Source organism: Vibrio sp. SCSIO 43136 (genome assembly GCF_023716565.1).
Taxonomy (GTDB): Bacteria; Pseudomonadota; Gammaproteobacteria; order Enterobacterales; family Vibrionaceae; genus Vibrio.
Genome location: NZ_CP071849.1, coordinates 1,089,100 through 1,109,579, shown reverse-complemented (window position 1 = coordinate 1,109,579; position 20,480 = coordinate 1,089,100). Strand labels below are relative to the sequence as shown.

At 44.9% G+C, this 20,480-nt stretch carries 13 protein-coding genes; 10 read left to right on the top strand and 3 right to left on the bottom strand.

The genetic code is table 11. The features are described from left to right. Positions 1-399: 399 nt before the first annotated feature. The 7 genes from J4N39_RS19880 (at position 400) to J4N39_RS19850 (ending at position 10,020) form a co-directional block, all read left to right on the top strand. Positions 400-1,749 (top strand): ABC transporter substrate-binding protein, encoded by a 1,350-nt coding sequence (locus tag J4N39_RS19880; RefSeq protein ID WP_252024147.1) that lies wholly within the window; start codon positions 400-402, stop codon positions 1,747-1,749. A 66-nt stretch (positions 1,750-1,815) separates the two neighbouring features. After that, entirely contained in the window at positions 1,816-2,826 is a 1,011-nt protein-coding gene (locus J4N39_RS19875; protein ID WP_252024145.1) for a carbohydrate ABC transporter permease, read from the top strand. Next, complete coding sequence (locus tag J4N39_RS19870; protein ID WP_252024143.1) at positions 2,827-3,993, top strand: carbohydrate ABC transporter permease; 1,167 nt, start codon at positions 2,827-2,829, stop codon at positions 3,991-3,993. Positions 3,994-4,016: 23 nt separating this feature from the next. After that, positions 4,017-5,111 carry an ABC transporter ATP-binding protein gene (locus J4N39_RS19865; protein WP_252024141.1) on the top strand — a complete coding sequence of 365 codons (1,095 nt, stop codon included), beginning with the start codon at positions 4,017-4,019 and terminating at the stop codon, positions 5,109-5,111. Positions 5,112-5,333: 222 nt separating this feature from the next. Next, entirely contained in the window at positions 5,334-8,906 is a 3,573-nt protein-coding gene (locus J4N39_RS19860; protein WP_252024139.1) for a PAS domain-containing hybrid sensor histidine kinase/response regulator, read from the top strand. Next, positions 8,906-9,661, top strand: coding sequence for a response regulator (locus J4N39_RS19855; protein WP_252024137.1), 756 nt, complete (start codon positions 8,906-8,908; stop codon positions 9,659-9,661). The genes J4N39_RS19860 and J4N39_RS19855 overlap by 1 nt, the downstream gene beginning before the upstream one ends. A gap of 8 nt (positions 9,662-9,669) precedes the next feature. Beyond that, a complete protein-coding gene (locus J4N39_RS19850; RefSeq protein ID WP_252024135.1) occupies positions 9,670-10,020 on the top strand; it encodes a DUF3147 family protein in 351 nt (116 codons plus the stop codon). Between the two features lie 93 nt (positions 10,021-10,113). On the opposite strand, the gene J4N39_RS19845 is transcribed toward J4N39_RS19850, so the two are convergent. Together J4N39_RS19845 and J4N39_RS19840 are read right to left on the bottom strand one after the other, a co-directional pair. Further along, positions 10,114-13,233 (bottom strand): efflux RND transporter permease subunit, encoded by a 3,120-nt coding sequence (locus J4N39_RS19845; RefSeq protein ID WP_252024133.1) that lies wholly within the window; start codon positions 13,231-13,233, stop codon positions 10,114-10,116. Further along, a complete protein-coding gene (locus J4N39_RS19840; protein ID WP_252024131.1) occupies positions 13,230-14,363 on the bottom strand; it encodes an efflux RND transporter periplasmic adaptor subunit in 1,134 nt (377 codons plus the stop codon). The genes J4N39_RS19845 and J4N39_RS19840 overlap by 4 nt, the downstream gene beginning before the upstream one ends. A 192-nt stretch (positions 14,364-14,555) precedes the next feature. Between J4N39_RS19840 and J4N39_RS19835 the strand changes: the two genes are divergently transcribed. The 3 genes from J4N39_RS19835 (at position 14,556) to J4N39_RS19825 (ending at position 18,800) form a co-directional block, all read left to right on the top strand. Beyond that, positions 14,556-17,036 carry a hybrid sensor histidine kinase/response regulator gene (locus J4N39_RS19835; protein WP_252024129.1) on the top strand — a complete coding sequence of 827 codons (2,481 nt, stop codon included), beginning with the start codon at positions 14,556-14,558 and terminating at the stop codon, positions 17,034-17,036. A 197-nt stretch (positions 17,037-17,233) separates the two neighbouring features. After that, positions 17,234-17,800 carry a TetR/AcrR family transcriptional regulator gene (locus J4N39_RS19830; RefSeq protein WP_252026859.1) on the top strand — a complete coding sequence of 189 codons (567 nt, stop codon included), beginning with the start codon at positions 17,234-17,236 and terminating at the stop codon, positions 17,798-17,800. A 124-nt stretch (positions 17,801-17,924) separates the two neighbouring features. Beyond that, on the top strand, positions 17,925-18,800 hold the full coding sequence (locus tag J4N39_RS19825; protein WP_252024128.1) for an alpha/beta fold hydrolase: 876 nt from the start codon (positions 17,925-17,927) through the stop codon (positions 18,798-18,800). A gap of 195 nt (positions 18,801-18,995) precedes the next feature. Here the strand turns inward: J4N39_RS19825 and J4N39_RS19820 are convergent, their stop codons facing one another. Next, on the bottom strand, positions 18,996-20,480 hold the full coding sequence (locus tag J4N39_RS19820) for a peptide MFS transporter (RefSeq protein WP_252024126.1): 1,485 nt from the start codon (positions 20,478-20,480) through the stop codon (positions 18,996-18,998).

The following is a 20,480-nucleotide window of genomic DNA, read 5'->3' as shown; positions in this document are numbered from 1 at the left end:
AACTGCTATCAGTGGTAGTGATAAGTTTTAGTTGAAAGCTATGAGCTAGTTAATAAAACTAGAATAAAGAACTTTTTGGCACCAATTCAGCCATTTACTAATTGGTGTGTTTTGGTGATCATAACTTTAAGTTCTTTGATTCTAGAACGACAAAAACATAATCAGAAAAATCAATCATGATATCTGGGTGTAAGTTTGAGACGAGTCACCAATTCGTTGGTTTTTTGCTCAACTATTTGATCTGAAACACAATGCGAGATTGTTAGTTGGTCGAATTTTATAATTGTGTCTACTGTAAATATCAGTGGAAACCGATTTCTCTTTGGGGAGGTCGGCTGAGTCAGTTCTCCTTCGCTGACAGATACAATTATAAGTACCCTACAAAAATGGAGTTTAATCATGAAAACCTCCCTCCTAGCGAGTGCGGTAGCACTATCTATTGCATCAACTTCTGCTTTTGCTGCCGATTTGATGTATGCCCCGGGTAAAGACAATCGTTTTAATTGGCAAAGCTATGAAGAGTTGCAGAAACTCGACTTGAAAGGTGAAACTATCACCATTCTTGGGCCATGGCTTGGTCCAGATAAGGCTTTGATAGAGAGCGTGATTGCGTATTTTGAAGAAGCGACAGGTGCTGATGTTCAGTACGCAGGCTCTGACTCATTTGAGCAGCAAATTGCGATTGATGTTCAAGCGGGTAGCGCCCCGAACATCGCTATCTTCCCTCAGCCTGGCTTAGCGGCGGATCTTGCATCTAAAGGGTTCTTAACGCCACTTAGCGATGATTTTGGTGATTGGGTTGAGCAAAACTATGCTGCTGGGTCTTCTTGGGTCGACTTAGGTACATTTGCCGATAAATCGGGTAAAAACCAGCTATTCGGTTTCTTCTACAAAGTAGATTTGAAATCACTGGTTTGGTACGTACCAGAGAACTTTGAAGATGCGGGTTACGATGTACCAGAAACGATGGAAGAGCTGAAAGCGCTGACGAAGCAAATCGCCGATGATGGTGAAGTGGCTTGGTGTATCGGTCTTGGTAGCGGTGGCGCAACGGGTTGGCCAGCGACGGATTGGGTCGAAGATTTTATGCTTCGTACGCAAACACCAGCTGATTACGACAAGTGGGTGACCAATGAGCTTAAGTTTAATGACCCTAAAGTTGTTAGCACCATAGATGAATTCGGTTGGTTCCTAAATGATGCATACGTTGATGGTGGTGCGAGAGCTGTTGCTGCAACAGATTTCCGTGATAGCCCGAAAGGCTTGTTCTCTTCCCCTGCGAAGTGTTACATGCACCGACAAGCTTCGTTTATTCCTAGTTTCTTCCCAGAGGGCACCGAGCTAGGCTTAGATGCAGATTTCTTCTACTTCCCAGCGTATGAATCTAAAGATTTGGGTAAACCAGTACTTGGTGCGGGTACCATGTGGAGTATCACCAAAGATTCAAAAGCTACTCAAGCCTTTATGGAGTTCTTACAATCGCCTATCTCCCACGAAATTTGGATGGCTCAGTCCGGTTTCTTGACGCCTCACAAAGGTGCCAATGTGGACGCTTATGCAAACGACACGTTGAAAAAACAAGGGCAGATCTTACTTGATGCTACCACATTCCGTTTTGATGGTTCTGACCTGATGCCGGGCAAAATCGGTGCCGGTGCGTTCTGGACTGGCATGGTGGATTACAGTGGCGGCAAATCGGCACAAGAAGTCGGTAATGACATCCAAAAAACATGGGATGCGCTCAAGTAATCTTTAGTACCTCAAGTCCAGTCTGACGTTATCAGGCTGGGCTTTGTCGTTATTTTTGAGGTCGTTATGGAACAACTCTATTACTCACTTTTTATTATGGTGCTCGGCGTTCTTGGCTGTGCATTTTATTTCTTAGGCAGTAATTGGTTACTGCTGATCCTTTTTCCAATTCGAGGGGTATCGAATGAGAAGATGGCGCGCAATATACAACGTGCCTCTGCGATTCGTCCTTGGTTATTTTTGGGCCCTGCGCTAGCGTTTTTGGGGCTTTATTTGGTCTATCCAGTCTTTGATTCATTTTTACTTTCATTGCACGACAGAACCGGTGAAAACTACGTAGGGCTTTCTAACTACCAGTGGTTATTTAACGATCCTGAGTTCCAAGAATCACTGTTTAACAACCTGCTTTGGTTGTTGGTTGTGCCAGCAGCATCAACCTTTTTTGGCTTGGTTATCGCCGCCTTAACCGACAAAGTCAGTTGGGGGGGAATTGCAAAAAGTTTGATTTTTATGCCGATGGCAATTTCGTTTATTGGTGCTTCGATTATTTGGAAGTTTATCTACGACTACCGAGCCGAAGGGCAGGAGCAGATTGGCCTGCTTAATGCCATTGTTGAATATTTTGGTGGCACACCTCAGGCTTGGATAGCGATTCCTTTTTGGAATAACTTCTTCCTCATGGTGATCTTAATCTGGATTCAAACTGGGTTTGCCATGGTAATTTTGTCTGCGGCGCTAAGAGGTATTCCAGAGGAGACCGTAGAAGCCGCTGTGCTCGATGGCGCAAGTGGCGTCCAAATTTTCTTTAAAATCTTGATCCCGCAGATTTGGGGCACAATAGCGGTAGTTTGGACCACGATTACGATTTTGGTGCTTAAAGTTTTCGATATCGTGTTAGCGATGACCAATGGTCAGTGGAATACGCAGGTGTTGGCAAATATGATGTTTGATTGGATGTTCCGAGGCGGCGGTGATTTTGGCCGTGGTGCAGCAATTGCTGTGATCATTATGGTTGCGGTTATTCCTGTTATGGTTTGGAACATGCGACAAGCGAAAGCACAAATGGAGGGCCGTTAGATGTTAAAAGGTGCTCAATTTGGTTTAAGCAGCTTGCGCCGCTCACCGCTCACAATCGTTGTACATCTTTCGGTGTTTATATTAGTGGTGCTTTGGACGCTTCCGACCGCAGGCTTGCTGATTTCCTCGTTTCGTGACAAAGACCAACTGGCCGTATCTGGCTGGTGGACGTCCCTATCTGCGTCCGAGCAAAACTTGATTGCTCGAACAGATAACCCGGATACTCAGGTTCAGCAGGGCGATCGTTACGTTCTACAGGGGTCACTTGGAGAAAATGGGCAAGATGTTCAAGTGAAAGCTTTTGGATGGAGCTCTCGTGCGCCAATGGAGTTTATGCCTAATGACACGGCCCAATTGCGCAAAGGCGTGACGCTCACCGTATCAGATAGTGGCCAGTACGTGATGTCTTCCCCTGAGCCGTTCACTGGTAAACGCGGCAAGCGAATATTTTATACGGCTGTCGTTCCACCTAAGTTTGGCTTAGATAACTATCGAGAAGTGTTAACCGCTGAAGGGCTAGGGCAGTCTTTTATCAACTCGTTAACAGTAACTATTCCTGCGACTATTATACCTATCTTGATTGCTGCTTTTGCTGCATATGCTCTGTCTTGGATGGAGCTACCAGGAAGAACAGCCTTGATTGCATTAATCGTTGGTTTGTTGGTGGTTCCACTGCAAATGTCGCTTATTCCACTGCTGCGGCTTTATAACGATATTGGGGCTTACTTCGGTGTAGGTGCTAAGACCTATCTGGGGATTTGGCTCGCCCATACCGGTTTTGGCTTGCCACTTGCCATTTATCTGCTCAGAAATTACATCTCTAGTTTACCAAGGGAGATTATTGAGTCCGCTAAAGTCGATGGTGCAACACACTACGAGATCTTTATGCGTATCGTGCTGCCATTATCGTTTCCTGCCTTGGCGTCATTTGCCATCTTCCAATTCTTGTGGGTTTGGAATGACTTATTGGTAGCGACCGTATTCTTGGGCGTCGGCGAAAATGAGCTAGTGCTGACAGGACGTTTACGTGAGTTGTTGGGTTCTCGAGGGGGTAACTGGGAAATCTTGACCGCATCAGCGTTTGTCTCTATCGCTGTCCCACTGGCAGTGTTCTTTGCATTACAACGCTATTTGGTTCGTGGCCTGCTTTCTGGCTCAGTTAAATAATCGTCAACCGTGAGAAAATAACAATGACTGGTTTAAGCTTAAAAAATATTAAAAAGTCCTACGGTGAGACTGAAGTTCTTCATGGCATTGATTTAGATATCGACCAAGGTGAATTCATCGTATTTGTTGGCCCATCGGGCTGTGGTAAATCTACATTGCTGCGAATGATTGCGGGACTTGAGAGTATTACATCGGGCGATCTTAGTATTGAAGGTGCCAGAGTTAACGACACTCCAGCTGCAATGCGCGGTATCGCAATGGTATTTCAGACCTATGCTTTGTACCCACATATGACGGTGTATGACAACATGGCATTTGCGATGCGAATTGCCAAGGAATCTAAAGAGGAGATTGACCGTCGAGTTAACGAAGCTGCAGAGATGCTGCAATTAACTCCATATTTGGGACGGTTGCCAAAAGCACTTTCTGGTGGTCAAAGGCAAAGGGTGGCGATTGGGCGTGCGATAGTGAGACACCCTAAGGTGTTTTTGTTTGATGAACCGCTATCCAACCTAGATGCAGCGTTACGCGTTCAAACCCGTATAGAAATTGCCAATTTAAAAGAGAGTATGACCGAAACCACCATGATCTACGTGACTCATGATCAGGTAGAGGCAATGACGTTAGCTGATCGCATCGTCGTATTGTCAGCAGGGCGCATAGAACAGGTCGGCACACCGCTTGAGCTTTATACTGATCCTGCTAATGAATTCGTGGCGAGGTTCATTGGTTCTCCTGCGATGAATATCATTAAGGTGTCACTCGCTAATGCTGGTAGTGAAAACTGTAAAATTCTTTGCCCACAAGGTGCAAGCTTGGATGTGCCTATCAACAGCCATGACCTTGCGCAAGGTGCAACACTGAAAATGGGTGTTAGACCAGAAGACTTTGTTCTAGCAAGTGAGCAGGACGCAATTTTGTCTGGGCAGGTTCTGTTTGTTGAGTCATTGGGCGAGGTAACCCTGTTCCATATCCAAGTTGAAGGGCAGGAAGAGGCTATCGTGGCTAAGTTACCGGGTATTGTAAACCGCAATAAAGGTGATCAAATATTCCTGACCGCATCAACAGATAAAGTGCACCTGTTTGATGACAACGGGATCTCACTGAAGCATCGTTAGCTCTGCTTGAAATTCTTTAAGTGATGATGAGGGCAGTCTAGTGGCTGCCCTCATTTTTTTAATTTAATCCTTACCTTACGGTGGCAATATCGAAATATGCATCAATACTTATAGTTAGAGCATTGAGTACTTCAACAAAAATATTTCAATGTGTTTGGCGACAATTTTAGATGACGACATTGGCAGGGTGAAAAGCGAGAGCACACCCTAGAGAGGGAGCTTATGGGGATTCGCGGTGAAAACACACTGATTCTCACCTTAAGTGTTGCGATTATCATGATCTTGGCTTACTTCGCTGGGGCTGATGTTATTCCATTGCCTCCGCTCATTTTGGCCTTAATTGCGACCGCTGTTGTTGGTGGTGGTGCTTGGAAGTTATTTAGTCGTTACCACAATGCCTTCCGTAATATCGAAAAACTCACCTACCAGTTGACCAAGGATCAGTTCGACCAAGAGTATGATATCAGCGATTTTCCTCTAGAGATGGAAGATCTGATCACCTCAATGGATGTTTGCCGTGAGCGCATTTCTCAGCGCAGCATGTTGATAAAGCAAAGCCTAATGTTACAACAGCAACTCGATGTGCAATCTCGCGCAATTGAAGCTGCAAGTGCTGGCATTGTGATGATTGATGTCGCTAAAGAGAGCCAGCCGATTATTTATGCTAACCGAGCAATGCAGTCCTTTGTTGGTAAGCGCGCTCTCGTTATGCAGCAACACTCTTTAGCTGAGTTGTATAGCGAAGATCTCAATCAAATCCAATTAGAAGAGATCCATCAAGCCATAGAGCGAGCCAAAGCACTTAACACTACTATTAGTTTGCTCGATGCACGTCAGCAATTAAAGTATCTCAACCTTGTTTGCAGCCCTGTATTTAGTGGTGAAGGCAAACTGACCCACTATGTATTGGTCCACAATGACGTCACCGAACTTAGAAGCGCACAAAATGAGATTTTGGAGGCCAACACTAAGCTTGAAGAAGTGCTGAAAAACACCACCAGCAAACTGGAAGGTACTGAAAGCCGAATGAAAGCTTTCTTTAAAGCGGCGATTGATGGCATGGTGCTGGTTGATAGTGATCATGCCATTGTCGACATTAATATGTCTGCAGAAAAACTGTTTGGTTGGGATAAAGCAGAAATCGCTGGAAGTGTATTTGAGTGTTTAATTTCTCAGGAATTTAATGTCGATCAAACGGATTACCTTGCCGATGTTAGAGCAAATAGCGAATCGCATGTTTCTGAGCGAATCCGAGAGACGATTGGGGTGTCAAAGGATGGAAAACTTATTCCACTAGAAATCATGGTTACCCCGATCGAGATTTCTGACTCAAGTTACTACTTTGTCACCTTGCGTGATATCAGCGAACGAAAACACGCAGAATCTGAACTCAAATACAGCCAACGACACTTGCAACAATCACTTCGTCGCCTAAACCTTGCCACGGAAGCGGGCGGGATCGGTATCTGGACTTGGAATTTTCTCAACAATGAACTTGAGTGGGATGACCGCATGTTCCAGATTTATCGCCAAGAAGAAGGCATATCAGAGGAAACGTATGGTATCTGGCGTAACAGCGTACATGAAGATGATATTGAGCAAACAGAAGTGGCGCTTAACGAAGCTCGCAACAGCCTAACTCGATTCTTTGCTGAATTTAGAATCCGCTGGCCTAACGATGAGATTCGTTGGTTAAAAGCTTCAGCAGATGTGGTGTTTGACGAGAAAAGTGGCGTTCCTATCGGTATGGGTGGCATCACTATCGACATTACTGAAGAGAAAAATGCTCAAAGCTTGCTCGAGCGCGAAAAAGAAGACGCTGATGCGGCTAACAAGGCCAAGTCTAAGTTCCTCGCTAATATGAGCCATGAGATCCGAACGCCAATGAACGGTGTTGTCGGTATGATTGACTTACTTAACGACACCACGCTCAATTCCGAGCAGCGTAGCATGACCACGACGATTCGAGATTCGGCGCTTAGCTTGTTAAACATTATCAATGACATACTCGACTTCTCTAAAATTGAAGCTGGCCAGATGTCGCTTGAGCATGCTCCAGTCGATCTATTGTCGACCGTCGAGAGAACCATGGATGTGTTGTGGTGGCAGGCAAAACAAAATCACATTGGTATCTATCTTCATTACGACTTAAATATTGCCCAAATGATTACCAGCGATAGTGTGCGACTAGGGCAGGTATTGCTCAATATTGTGGGTAATGCAGTGAAGTTTTCTAAAGGCACTGACGATGCCATGGGCGCAATCCAGATTAAAGTGTCGCTGCGTGAAAGTAAGATAGCCATTGCTATTGAAGATAACGGGATCGGTATGACCGAAGAGCAGTTGGCGAGCCTATTTAAGTCCTTTACTCAAGGAGATGACTCGACGACTCGTTTATATGGCGGTACAGGGCTTGGCCTTTCGATTTCAAAATCTCTGGTTGAGATGATGGGGGGAGATATCCTTGTGACGAGTCAACGCTGGCAAGGGACAACCTTCACCGTAGAGTTACCTTATGAGCCAGTTGAAGATTCTTTACCACTTATCGAACGCACCCAACTTAGTGGCTTAAACGTGGTAGCAATTATTGCCGATGAGTTGCTGCGCCATTCAGTAGTGAAAAATCTTGAATGCGCCAAGGCTGTTGTTGAACCCATTTCTTGTGCAGACAAAGCACTGCAGCTGATTAATAACAATGATTCTGTCGATGTGGTTGTGCTTGGACCCGAGCATCATATTAGTGATAGCGAAAAGATCTCGGCTCTTTCCTCGAATCCGAATCTCCAGATGCTTTTGATGACGATGGACCCATCGCTAAGCAAAGGACTTATTACCGACCGTTGCTTACGTATAGGCAGTTATCCGTTAAAAGCCTCCGAATTAATGACTGCGATGCTAGCCACTCAAGGTCTCGCCAGTGCACCAACCAAAGAAGGGGATCAGCAAGATTCCACTAAAGAATATGACAACATAGTGAGTGATGCTCTGATCCTGGTTGCGGAAGATCAACCAACCAATAGGGATGTAATAGAGCGCCAGTTGACCCGTTTAGGTTACCAATGTGTATTGACGGAAAATGGCCAACAAGCGCTTGAACGCTGGCGTAAGGGTGGGATCGATTTGGTATTAAGTGATTGCCATATGCCAGTGATGGATGGGTTTGAGTTCACCAGCCGTGTCCGTTCTGAAGAGTCGCAGAATCCTAAATTAGGTCATACTCCAATTCTTGCTTTGACCGCCAACGCCTTGGTAGGTGCTGCTGAAGTGTGTCATGACGCAGGTATGGATGATTACCTGTCTAAACCTGTTGAGCTTAACAAGCTGAGACAAATTCTTACCAAATGGATCCCTAAATCTGGTGCAATTGAGCAAGCAGAGCAAGATACTCAACTAGACTCTATAGAACTTGTTGAACAAAATTTAGTGGATGAGCCCGAAATTCCGGCGATTGATTTTGACCGTTTAGGAGAAATCCTGGGTACAGACGATGACGATTTCTTAGGCCCATTATTGGCCGGGTATTGGGAGTCGTTAATGGATGATATGGTGAGCATCAAATCGGCAATCGATAGTGAGGAACGAGAGACGCTACAAGGGGTTTCTCATGCTGCAAAAGGTGCTGCACTATCAGCAGGCGCTCAGCCTCTCGGTGATACCTTAAAATGGCTTCAAGACCATGCATTGGAAGAATCTTGGACAACAATCGAAGACAAATACCAGCAAGTAGAGCATCACGTAGAGCAAATTCGTCAACTGCTTGAAGCCCGAGCAATTATCTCTCAAGGAGCGGCATAATGGTTTGTGACAATGTAAATACTTTCTCTAAGTGCAGGGCGCTCGTGGTTGAAGACCACCCGTTCTCACGCACCACACTCGTCGCTATGCTACAAAAGCTCGACCTCGATAGAGTTTTCAGTGCTGGGGATGGAGAAGAAGCGGTCAAAATTCTCAACTCTGAATTTATTGATGTGGTGATCACCGACATCAACATGCCTAAGATGAATGGCATAGAGCTGCTAAAACACATCCGCACTAACAAGACCTCCAATGCCCCTTCAACTCGCGTTGTTGCTGTGACTTCTTATTCTAATGTCGAAGTAATTCGTTCTTGCATGAGCTTGGATATCAATGCGTTTTTGGTGAAACCTATCACCATGGATAATGTACGAACTAAGGTTTTATTAGCTCTTGATGAAACCACCGAGTTGTTCCATGAAAGCGAGTATGAAAGCGTTGAAAGTGATTTTGATTGCATCAGTGAAGATGTGGTGACTCGCCCAGCGAAGAAAGAAGTCAAAAAAGAGAAGCCAGAGCCACCTCCTCAGAGAAAGCTTAACAATATGAGTTATCTCACCATCAATGATCTTAATCATTTGGAGCCTGGCATGATCTTAATGCAAGATTTGTGTGCAAAAAATGGTGTCTGCTTGGTTGCTCAGGGCGTATCGCTCAATAAGCGTCTGTTAAATCGCCTACATGAACTTCGAAGTATTGTTGAGATAGAACAACTCAAAGTGAAGATGCTCACCGATGTGGGCAGCGGGATATAGTCTAGATTATGGCGTGGTTGATAGCCAAATATGCCATTACTGCTGGCTTGGTTGTCTTGATTTCAGAGATAGCTAAGCGCAGTGATAAGTTAGGTGCACTTACTGCTGCGCTACCTACTGTCACCATATTAGCTTTGATTTGGATGCACCTTGAAGGGCTAGAGCAGGGAAAGCTATCTAAACATGCTTATTATACTTTCTGGTATGTACTTCCTACTTTGCCAATGTTTTTAGCTTTTCCATGGCTGCTCAAATACCTATCGTTTTGGACAGCACTGGCCATAGGTGCGATGATTTCCATTGGCTGTTTTGCCATCTTAACCTGGGTACTAAAGTCCTTTGGTATCAACTTGCTGTAAAGACTAGAAAGCCCCATGAGATTAGGGCGTGTTGGCCTCGAGAGGTCAACACGCCCTAGTTAACACAGGGCTTTGTTTCTCGTTGACTAGTTGCTAGCTAGACATTTGTTCTTGTTTCGACCACAGACGCTTGATGGGTCTAAACAGTGCTTTGATGTCTTGCAACATTAGGTAGAGGCAAGGCACCAAAACTAAGGTTAGCAAGGTGGCATACAATACGGCAAAGCCCAATCCCACCGCCATCGGAATGACGAATTTGGCTTGAAGACTGGTTTCAAACATGATCGGCAATACTCCCATGAAGGTTGTTATTGAGGTTAAAGTGATCGCTCGAAAACGCGCACAACCTGCTTCAATCACCGCTTCTTTGATAGCAACGCCCCGTGCTCTCGCCCCATTGATGTAATCTGTCATCACCAAGGAGTCATTGATCACAACACCCGCTGCCGCAATGAGACCGAAGGTCGACATCATGCTCAGATCCAATCCAAACGCCATGTGACCCCAGATTGCACCGGTTAAACTAAACGGGATAACGGACATGATGATCAATGGCTGGCTGTAGCTACGTAGCGGCACTGCCAGTAAGATATAAACGATTAGCATGCCAGCGACAAAGAACGATATCTGTTCACGTTTTTGTTGCTGCTGTTCTTCAATCGTTCCACCCAATTCTGTGGTGACCTGAGGGTAGGCTTTTTTCAATGCTGGTAGTAGGTTTTGTTCAATCTGCTCTACCACTTTGTCTGGTTCCACCAGTTGTTCATCAATAGAGCCGTAGACATACACGGTACGATAGCCGCCTTCTCGACGAATAGTATTGATGCCTGGTTTTTGAGTGATTTCAACGACATCGCCTAGCATCACTTGAGAACCTGAAGGTGTAGTAATGAGCGTGTGGCGAAGGGAAGAGAAAGCCTCACGCGTGAGTTTTGGATAGCGCACCATCACCTTCACCTCTTCACCATCACGAATGATTCGCTGAGCTTCACCACCGTAAAAACTGCCACCAACCTGCTGGGCGACGGTAGCCAAATCTAACCCAAGGTCATAAGCGACAGGCGCAAGGCTGAGCTGAACTTCTTTACTACTTGAATCAATTGATGAGCTGATATCAAACAGCCCATTTTGTTGCTGAAGTTGTGAAATGAAGTAACGACCTGCTTCGTTGAGTGTGTCGATGTCTGGTCCGTAGAGTAGGTAACCAAATTCATCGCCGCTGTCACTGCCATTGACGTCGTCTTGGATCGTAATTGACTTCAGTCCGACAATGGTCGGGATCGCTTCTCGCCAGCGACGAGAAAGCTCGAAAGTATTGTAAGGTCTATCGTCTTCATCCACTAATGGCACTATCAAGCGACCATTGGTGCGCCCTTCGTTCATGATCATGATGTCTCGTACGATGCCTTTACCATATTCTTCAATGGTTTGGTTCTCTACCGATTGAACCGCATCTTCGATTTCCAGCAGTGCGGCGATGGTCTGTTCATCAGACACATTGCTGTTCATTTCGAACACAATGCTAGGGAAGTCATGAGGCACTTTTGGTGTGGGTACCATGCGCACGTGCCCTGCCAATACTGCGGCAACGCTAACGCTTAATAATGCAATAAAGACCGTAAATACGCTCCAGCGCCAATGAGTACATTTGCGGATGAAGTTGCGATAAGGGCCGTTAACAAAACCAAAGAATCGGCGGTTAAATCCTGCTCGCCAGCTATCTGGCTTGATTGGCGTAAAATTGGTGTGGGCGAGGTGCGCTGGCAAGATCAGTTTCGATTCAATCAAACTAAATATCAGACACAAAATCACCACAACGGCGATGCCAAAGAAGAAGGCCTTTTCTGGACCTGTTGAGAATACAAACGGTGCAAAAACAGCGATGGTGGTTAACACACCAAATGTCGCAGGAGTGGCTACTTTTCTTACCCCTCGTACGACATTTTCGACTCCGCCGCCGTTTTTCTCTATTTCTGTATAGGCACTCTCACCCATGACGATGGCATCATCGACCACGATACCGAGCACCATGATGAATGCGAACAGTGAAATGATATTTAGGCTGATACCAAACATCGGCATCATCATTACCGCCCCTAGGAAGCAAACAGGTAAGCCCACCATCACCCACATCGCAAGCTTAAAGCGCAGGAATAGCCCTAACATCAGTGCAACTAGAATTGAGCCTTGCAGCAAGTTACTGAGCATCATATCTAGACGGGCGTTGAGGTAGTGAGTCATGTCCATCAAGGTTTCCAGTCGGATGCCTTGAGGTAAGGTTTCGTTGCGAGCTTCGATAAATTGGTGAACAGTTTTGGCGATTGGCACCATATTCTGAGTTTTGGTGGCTTTTACCGATAAGTAGATGGCGTTGCTGTCTGAGTATTTAAAGTAACGCTCACCCTCAACGAAATCGTCTTTGATTGTGGCAATATCTCGTAGTAAGACCTTAGAACCATTTGCCCCAAGCTTAACTGGAATTTGTCGGAACTCTTGACCGCTGTAATACTGGTTTTCAATCCTTACTGAAATTATGCCTGAATTGGTACGAATTTGGCCGGCTGAGTAGTTAGCCGAGTAGCTCTGCACAGCTTGAGATACCTGTTGCAGCGTAAGACCGTAGGTGCGAAGCGCATCAGGGTGAACTTCGATAGCTATTTCATCATTTGGTGCACTCACGGTCACCAAAGACACATTGCTTAGCTGAAGCAACTCTTTCTCGATTTTTTTAGCAAGTGGCTTTAATTCATTTAACGAGCGGTCAGACACCAGCACCATGCCGATGACGTCTTGTCGCCATTCTATTTGGCGAACTTTAATTGGCTCCATCGCCGCAGGGAAGCTTGCGATGGCGTCAACACGCTGTTTGACTTTGTCGAGTACCTGCTGAAGATCCGCTTTAGTATCAATTTCTAAAGAAAGATTACCACCACCACGATAGGCGTTGGATACCGCCTTTTTAATTTCAGTGATGTCTTTGATGTTCTCTTCAACTTTGATCAGGATACTTTCTTCGATTTCTTGCGCTGAAACTCCTGGGTAAGATGCCGACACTTCGATGTAATTGATTTCGAAATTAGGAAACATCTGGCGTTGTATCGTCACATAACTGATCACACCCATGATGATGATAAACGCCATGAGCAGGTTTGCTGCAACTGAGTTATTGGCAAAATAGGCGATGAGGCCTTTTTGTGGTTGGGTCTGACTCATAATGATTTTTCCAACACTTCGACTTTCATGCCTTCTTGCGGGTATTCAGGCAAGGTAGTGACAACTTTATCTCCAACAGTTAAGCCACTGCTGATATAGAAAAAACGATCTTCTTCTCGAGCAACTACCACTTTGTGCGCTTCAAGCTCACTGCTGTCGTTCACCACCCACACTTGATCTTTAGACACCAGTTCTTGAGGTAACTTAAACACGTTATCTAGGGTCTTTCCGGTAAACTCTACTTCGAGATAGCTACCAAAGTGCATCGCATCAAGGCCAGAGTTAAGTCCGTAAGGATCTTCAACTCGAGCCACGATGTTGACCATACGAGTAGCGCTGTCGACAACACCTAGATCGCGGTCAATCTTCGCTTTACGAGTTAAATCTTTGGTGCTCTTTTGGGTCACTGTTGCATCCAAACCTGAAAGGTTGCTTGGAAGGAAACGGCTATCGAAGCCTGCAATTGGAAGTAACACCTCAGCATTTTCAATATTGTTGAGTTTTGCCACTTGAGCACCAGCGGTAATAAATTGACCTAAACCTAAATCTCTCGCGGTCACTAATGCATCGTATGGTGCGATCACATTACAGTTGTCTAGGTCACGATTAGCACGTTTAAGCGCCGCTTGCGCCGATTTAAGCTGTGCTTCCGCACTTAATACTTGTGGTTTGCGCAAATACAAATCAGTGACTTGACTCTTGTTTAAGCTTTTAGCTTGTCGCTCTGCAACTTTTGCTCTGGCGCGTTCTTCAATCAACACGGATTGTGCTTGTGCAACCGATGCTTGGGCTTGAAGAACCGCAGCTTCATAGTTGTCTGATTCGATAGAAAACAGCACTTCACCACGTTTAACAATGCCTCCTGGCACAAAGTTTGGGTGCCAACTCACGACTTCACCTGAAACTTGCGCTGATATTAGGGTAGTTTCCAGCGGACGAAGCTCACCATAGCTAACGATCTTTACTGGATGTGCGATAGGGGTAAGGGTTTCAACACTCACTTTTGGCGTTGGGTCAACAGGTTTGGTTTGTGGCACTTCAGGGCCATTTGCCTTAACTACGTAAAATCCGCCTGCTGCTACAGCAAGAACACATAATGGCAATAGCCAACGAGCAAAAGAAAGTTTCATCGATACAACCTTATATCTAAATTTCTGCGCTATTTTACTTCAAAAAGCAGTCACTTGGCCTAATGATTTGCAATAGAGCAACGATTAGTACGAATTTACTAGATTCCCGATCAAAATTTGAGCTCAGTGAGAAAAAATTCACACTAAATACTCTAAACTAGAGACAATAAAGGAACTGCTATAAGAGCATCTATGTCTCGAATAAGTCTTTGGTTTGACGATATATCGATACAAAAAAAGTTTTTTGTCATTTTTTCCATCCCCATCTTTTTGATGATAGCGGTGTCGATCACTGTTTATCAAAACACCCAATCCATGGTGGAAGATAGTAACTGGGTAGAGCACACTCAAAAAGCGATAGCTCGAGCACAAGAGTTATTGAGTTTAACTGCTGATATGGAAACAGGACAGCGAGGATATTTAATTACTGGTGAGCAGGATTTTTTAGCGCCGTTTGATAATGCGTTGAATATTTGGTCTGAACGTATTGAAACACTCTCTGTGCAGGTAAGTGATAACCCGAGCCAAGTGCTTGTGTTAGAAGAGGTGGAGAAGCTTCATCAAAAGTGGCTAAAAACAGTGGCTTTTCGTGGTATCGCTCAGCGTCGGTTGGTCAATAACGGCCATGCAACCATGGACAGCGTGACGGACCTATTAAAAAGCCAGGTAGGCAAGCAGATTGTTGATCAAATTCGCAACAGAATTGCCCACTTTATTGGAGTCGAGCAGCAGCTGATCGAAATACGCACCCAAAAGTCAGATGCGTCGGCGAAACAAACGGGCTTCGTTTTACTCTTTGGTACCATCTATGCCATTGTGATCATTACTGTTATTGCTATCTGGTCTTCTAATCGAATTAAACTGCGCATCGAGCAATTAGTTCGTGCATCTAAGCAGGTAGAGCAAGGGGAGTTAGAGAACGCAGCTGAAGCTTTGCACAGTAATCAATATCTTACAGGGAAGGATGAGCTGGCGGTTTTGACCAAAGGTCTTATTGAAATGACAGCCAGTTTGATTGATAACGACCGAAAGATGCATGCCTACAATGAGAAACTAAAACAAGAACAGGAAAAAGCACAAGCTGCAGCAGTGGCTAAGACAGATTTCTTGTCGACCATGAGCCATGAAATTCGAACACCAATGAATGGCGTCATTGGAATGACCAATCTACTTCTCGATACCAACCTAAATCAAGACCAATATCGAATGACTCAAACAGCAAAAAACAGTGCTGAGTCATTGCTCGCCATCATCAATGACATTCTTGACTTCTCAAAGATTGAAGCTGGCAAAGTTGTACTTGAGTCGATTGATTTTGACCTAGGTGAGCTTTTGGAGGAAATAGGGCAGATGCTTGAGTTAATTGCTCAAGACAAAGGAGTCCACTTCGTCTGTCCCGCATCGCCAGTGCTTGGGCAGTACTATTGCGGTGATTCGGGACGCTTACGTCAAGTCTTGCTCAACTTAGTGAACAATGCCATCAAATTTACCGCAGAAGGTGAAGTGGCTGTTTACGTATCAAGTCACGCAACAAACGCTAATCAAACTACGCTCAGATTTGAAGTCGTTGATAGTGGTATTGGTATCAGCAAAGAGCAACAAGAGCGATTATTTGCTCGCTTTTCGCAAGCGGACAGTTCGACCACTCGCAAGTACGGTGGGACGGGTCTTGGGCTTTCTATCAGCAAAAAGTTGTGTGAGATGATGGGGGGCGATATAGGTGTAGTGAGTGAGCCTGGGAAAGGGTCAACATTTTGGTTCACGATTGTGGTCGACAACTCTCACCAAGAGTCTGTGGTTTACTTACCTACGGGCGAGTTGAAAAAACAACGAATCTTGGTGGTCGATGATATTGAAACTAATCGCACTTTGCTTTCTGGCTTGTTAACTCGATGGGAAATCGATCACCAAGTTGTGTCAGGTGGCGAGGATGCCCTTGAGGTTTTGCAACTGGCCACAATGGAAAACTCTCCGTTTTCGATAGCAATTCTAGATTATCAAATGCCACAAATGGATGGTGCCGAGTTGGCTAAGAAAATTTTAGCAAGCGACACCACCAAAAACACTCGTTTAGTCATGTTCTCATCCGTTGCAGAGAGAGATGAGTTAGAAGAGCTGAAGGGGATAGGGATTCAAGGGTACTTGACCAAGCCACTACATCAACCTGATTTACTCAACGTTTTAGAGAAGGTATCAGGCACCACCCAAGGAAAGGTGCTTGATACCATTATTACCAAAAATACACCCACACAAAAACCTCAATATAACGCCCGTATTCTAGTGGTAGATGACGTTGCTACCAATCAGCTAGTACTTCAATCCATGTTGCATAAGTTCGGTGTAAAAGTCGACCGAGCAGCAAACGGGCTGGAAGCACTGGCCGCGCTTAACACTGAAGTGATTTATGATCTAGTGTACATGGATTGCCAGATGCCCGAGATGGACGGATATGAAGCGACGAGAGAGATCCGCAGCAATCGAAACCCAAATATTAACCCCCAAAGTCTGATTGTTGCCATGACGGCCAATGCAATGGAGGGGGATAGAGAAAAGTGTATCGAAGCAGGTATGGACGACTATCTGACGAAACCCATCACCATGCCGTCGTTGGGTAAATCTTTGGATAAATGGCTATCTCATAAACTCGTATTGGCTAATGACTCCGTCCACTAGCTGGATGTCTATTCGTTCGACAAAAATCTTAACGGTCATAGCATTGCTACCTTCACGCATAACTTGACCATAACTTATCAAGTCTAGTGAATTTATGAATATAGATGCTTGCAAAAAAAGTACGGTCGTACTAATAATGTAAATAGTACATTTGTAAAGGTGAGAATGTGGCAAGTAAAGGCAAGATAACTCGAGACATGATTTTGACGACAGCGTTTGAGATAGCGAGCGAACAAGGCTTGGAAAGTCTGACGATTGGTGAGCTTGCAAAGCAATGTGGTATGTCGAAAAGCGGGTTATTTTCTCACTTTAATTCAAAAGAGAATTTGCAAATAGCGGTGCTTGATCAAGCCAATAAAGTGTTTGTGGAGAAAGTGATTGCACCGATACGAGCGCAAGAGTTTGATTGTTACGAGCTAAAAATGCGTTGCCTGCTAGAAAGCTGGTTAGGTTGGAACCACTCGTATCAAGGCAGCTGTATGTTTTTGGATGCGTGGAAGGATGGTGTCGAGTCTGACAGCCCGATTCAGCAAAAGCTGCAACAAATTATCGCTATGTGGATCGACTACCTAACGATTCAAATAGAGAAAGGACAAAGCTCTGGCGAGTTCAACGTCAAGCTTGATGCAAGACAAGCCACGTTTGAGCTGTATGGCTTGTATCTCAGCGCACAATTATTTGCATCAATTAATGGATTGCAAACCAGTAAAGATCATTTCTGGCAAGGTGTTGAAGCGATTATCACCCGCTGGAAGACGGATTAGGGCATCTAGGGACAGAAAAACTAACACGCCCTAACACAGAGACAATAATTGAATGGGAGCAAGGACTCCCATTTATTCAAAACATAAAAAGCACGCCCGTACTTTTATGGGCAAGGACAAGATCATGAGTGAGAAGATTTACTTCAATACGTCGAATAAATTTAGCGTTAAGAAAAGTTTAGTCGGACTTGGTACAGGTGCATTTCATCTAATTGCTCCTAAACAGGCTAAGCAGAAAGCGAAAAAGCTTCTGCTAACTCCAGTACGCATGACACCAAAAAATGAAGAACCGGCTGAAATGCGGATTGACCAAGTAGAAACGGGTGAAGGTCTGTTAACTCGCTATCAACTGGGGCAAGGCCCGGCATGGATTCTTACTCATGGTTGGTCAGGTAGCTCTAATCAATACGTGCCATTGATGGAACACATTGCAGCGCAAGGTTTTACCGCCATTGCCTATGACCATCCCGGCCACGGCAAGAGCGATGGCATTTATGGCTCGATTCCAGCATTTGTTGCTGGGCTAGAAGGTATTATCGATGCCACGGAGCAAGAGGTCGTTGGTGTTGTGGGACACAGCATGGGCACAGCATCAGCCCTTGAATGTCGCCATGAGCGTATTGCCAATGTACCTATGTTGTTGATTGCCCCTGTGTTGAACTACATAGAAAACTTGTTTGGCAGTATTGAACGCTCTGGTTTTTCAATGCGTTTGTTCAAAGCAGTGGTGTCGGATATTGAGCACCAGTACCACTATCCACTCCACACGGTTGACCCATACAACAAACTGGGAGCCCGTATCGCTCAAACCATCATAGTGCACGATGAAGCAGATAAATTTGCCAAGTATTCGGTGTCACAGCAGGCGGACCAGGAAATGAAATATGTGGAACTGGTTTCAGTGCAAGGGCAAGGCCATGGGCGAGTTATGAAGTGCTCGCAGGTGATGGAAAGCTTTGATCGGTTAGCAAAAACAATTAATTTAGCCAAAACGATTTAATTCACTTTTTCAAATAAATATCTTGGGGGATACTTCTCATTGTTGAAAAACACCCCTATAGAAATTTTATCGTTCGTTCGACAGGCATCCCTTTTGGGGTGCTTTTTTTTGTCTGTGGTCATGGGCTAGAGCGTAAACTTCACACATAAAAAAGGCAGCGAAATCGCTGCCTGTAAAGTTAACGAAGGTTAAGAGTTAACTCTTGGCTTCCGTCAGTTCGATTTGTTCTTCCCCTTCGCTTTGCTTAGCAGCAGCTAGCATCTTACGAATGGCGATTGACGAGAGCAGTGCGACGAGAACCATCACCACAGCGAGCATTGTCAGTAAGCTAAAGTAATCGCCGTAAACATTTTGCACAAACGCCTGATCGATCACTTGATCTTTGTCTGCCGCTATTGAGGTAGAGAATACCGCACCAACGATACCAGATAAGGCAATGGCTACTGAGAACAGGCTTACTGAGAAGTTTTCGATATGTTTTGGTGTAACAGACAAAATGAATGCCACCACCATTGAGCCAACGATAACTTCTGCGAACGCTTGGAAGAAGTGGATAACTAAGAATACTTCCGGGCGAATGATGACGTCTTCACCGATATTTTTCACCGCTAAGGTTAATATACCGAAAGCAATTGCCGTTAGGATGAAAGAGAAACCAATCTTAGTTGCAGTGGTAAAGTTCACGCCTTTTTTCTCAAGTGTCGAGAATGTCCCTGCAATTACCGGACCTGCAACGATACACCATAGTGGATTCATTGACATCGCCGCTTCCGGCGCAATAGGGATGAAACCAAGTAGATCACCACGCATTGTGTTGATGGTGACCATAGTCATCGAAGTCATCATCTGACCGTAGTAAACGAAAAACGCCGTAGTTAAAACCGTAACTATCAAAATGGTGCCCATTTTAAGTGCTTCAGACTTGTTCGCCTTGAACATCAAGAAAACAAAGTATGCAATTGCACCACCACCGATGGCATAAACAATATTCTGGCCTTTATCCATGTCGCTAAACATAAAGAAAACTAACCCGATCATGGCAATTGACGTTAGCGCAAACAGCGCCCAGTTTTTCCCACTGACAGGCTGCTTGTCTATGTCTGCACTAACAGCATGAATGGGTTTGCGAAGCGTATACATCATGAAAAGGGCAGCAAATGCCATTACACCAGAAAGCATGAAACTTCCGTAAAAGCCAATCACCAATACAAACATTGGGAACATATATTGGCCGATGAGTGCGCCGACATTGTTGACTGAATAGTTAACCGGATAGCCGTTTTCAAAATCTTCTTGAGTTGAGAAGGTACGCTTAAACAAACTCGGGTATGAAGGTGACATAAGGCCTCGGCCGTAACTGGCAAGAGCAATACCGGCCAGACTCATGGGGATATTGACTGTAGTTGCCCCTAATACAAGCAATACATAACCTGCGGTAAAACCTGCATAGGCAATGGTCAATGAACGGTAAGCGCCTAAAAATTTGTCAGCAATAAAGCCGCCAGCAATCGCGAACAATGGACCGATCGCTGAGAAAGCCCCAACCACCATCATGGTTTCAGCTTCACTGTAATTGAGGTTCTCAAGGAAGAATCGAGTCAAAATTACCATCACGCCATAAAACGACAGCCCAAACATCATTTGGCAGAACATCATGGATTTGTTCATTCTATTCCACAT

What these genes read in the sequence shown, in the direction of transcription:
- J4N39_RS19880 (WP_252024147.1), top strand. Translation starts at nt 400, where the DNA reads ATGAAAACCTCCCTCCTAGCGAGTGCGGTAGCACTATCTATTGCATCA.
- J4N39_RS19830 (WP_252026859.1), top strand. Translation starts at nt 17,234, where the DNA reads ATGATTTTGACGACAGCGTTTGAGATAGCGAGCGAACAAGGCTTGGAA.
- J4N39_RS19835 (WP_252024129.1), top strand. Translation starts at nt 14,556, where the DNA reads ATGTCTCGAATAAGTCTTTGGTTTGACGATATATCGATACAAAAAAAG.
- J4N39_RS19820 (WP_252024126.1), bottom strand. Translation starts at nt 20,480, where the DNA reads ATGTGGAATAGAATGAACAAATCCATGATGTTCTGCCAAATGATGTTT.
- J4N39_RS19825 (WP_252024128.1), top strand. Translation starts at nt 17,925, where the DNA reads ATGAGTGAGAAGATTTACTTCAATACGTCGAATAAATTTAGCGTTAAG.
- J4N39_RS19870 (WP_252024143.1), top strand. Translation starts at nt 2,827, where the DNA reads ATGTTAAAAGGTGCTCAATTTGGTTTAAGCAGCTTGCGCCGCTCACCG.
- J4N39_RS19875 (WP_252024145.1), top strand. Translation starts at nt 1,816, where the DNA reads ATGGAACAACTCTATTACTCACTTTTTATTATGGTGCTCGGCGTTCTT.
- J4N39_RS19840 (WP_252024131.1), bottom strand. Translation starts at nt 14,363, where the DNA reads ATGAAACTTTCTTTTGCTCGTTGGCTATTGCCATTATGTGTTCTTGCT.
- J4N39_RS19850 (WP_252024135.1), top strand. Translation starts at nt 9,670, where the DNA reads ATGGCGTGGTTGATAGCCAAATATGCCATTACTGCTGGCTTGGTTGTC.
- J4N39_RS19865 (WP_252024141.1), top strand. Translation starts at nt 4,017, where the DNA reads ATGACTGGTTTAAGCTTAAAAAATATTAAAAAGTCCTACGGTGAGACT.
- J4N39_RS19845 (WP_252024133.1), bottom strand. Translation starts at nt 13,233, where the DNA reads ATGAGTCAGACCCAACCACAAAAAGGCCTCATCGCCTATTTTGCCAAT.
- J4N39_RS19860 (WP_252024139.1), top strand. Translation starts at nt 5,334, where the DNA reads ATGGGGATTCGCGGTGAAAACACACTGATTCTCACCTTAAGTGTTGCG.
- J4N39_RS19855 (WP_252024137.1), top strand. Translation starts at nt 8,906, where the DNA reads ATGGTTTGTGACAATGTAAATACTTTCTCTAAGTGCAGGGCGCTCGTG.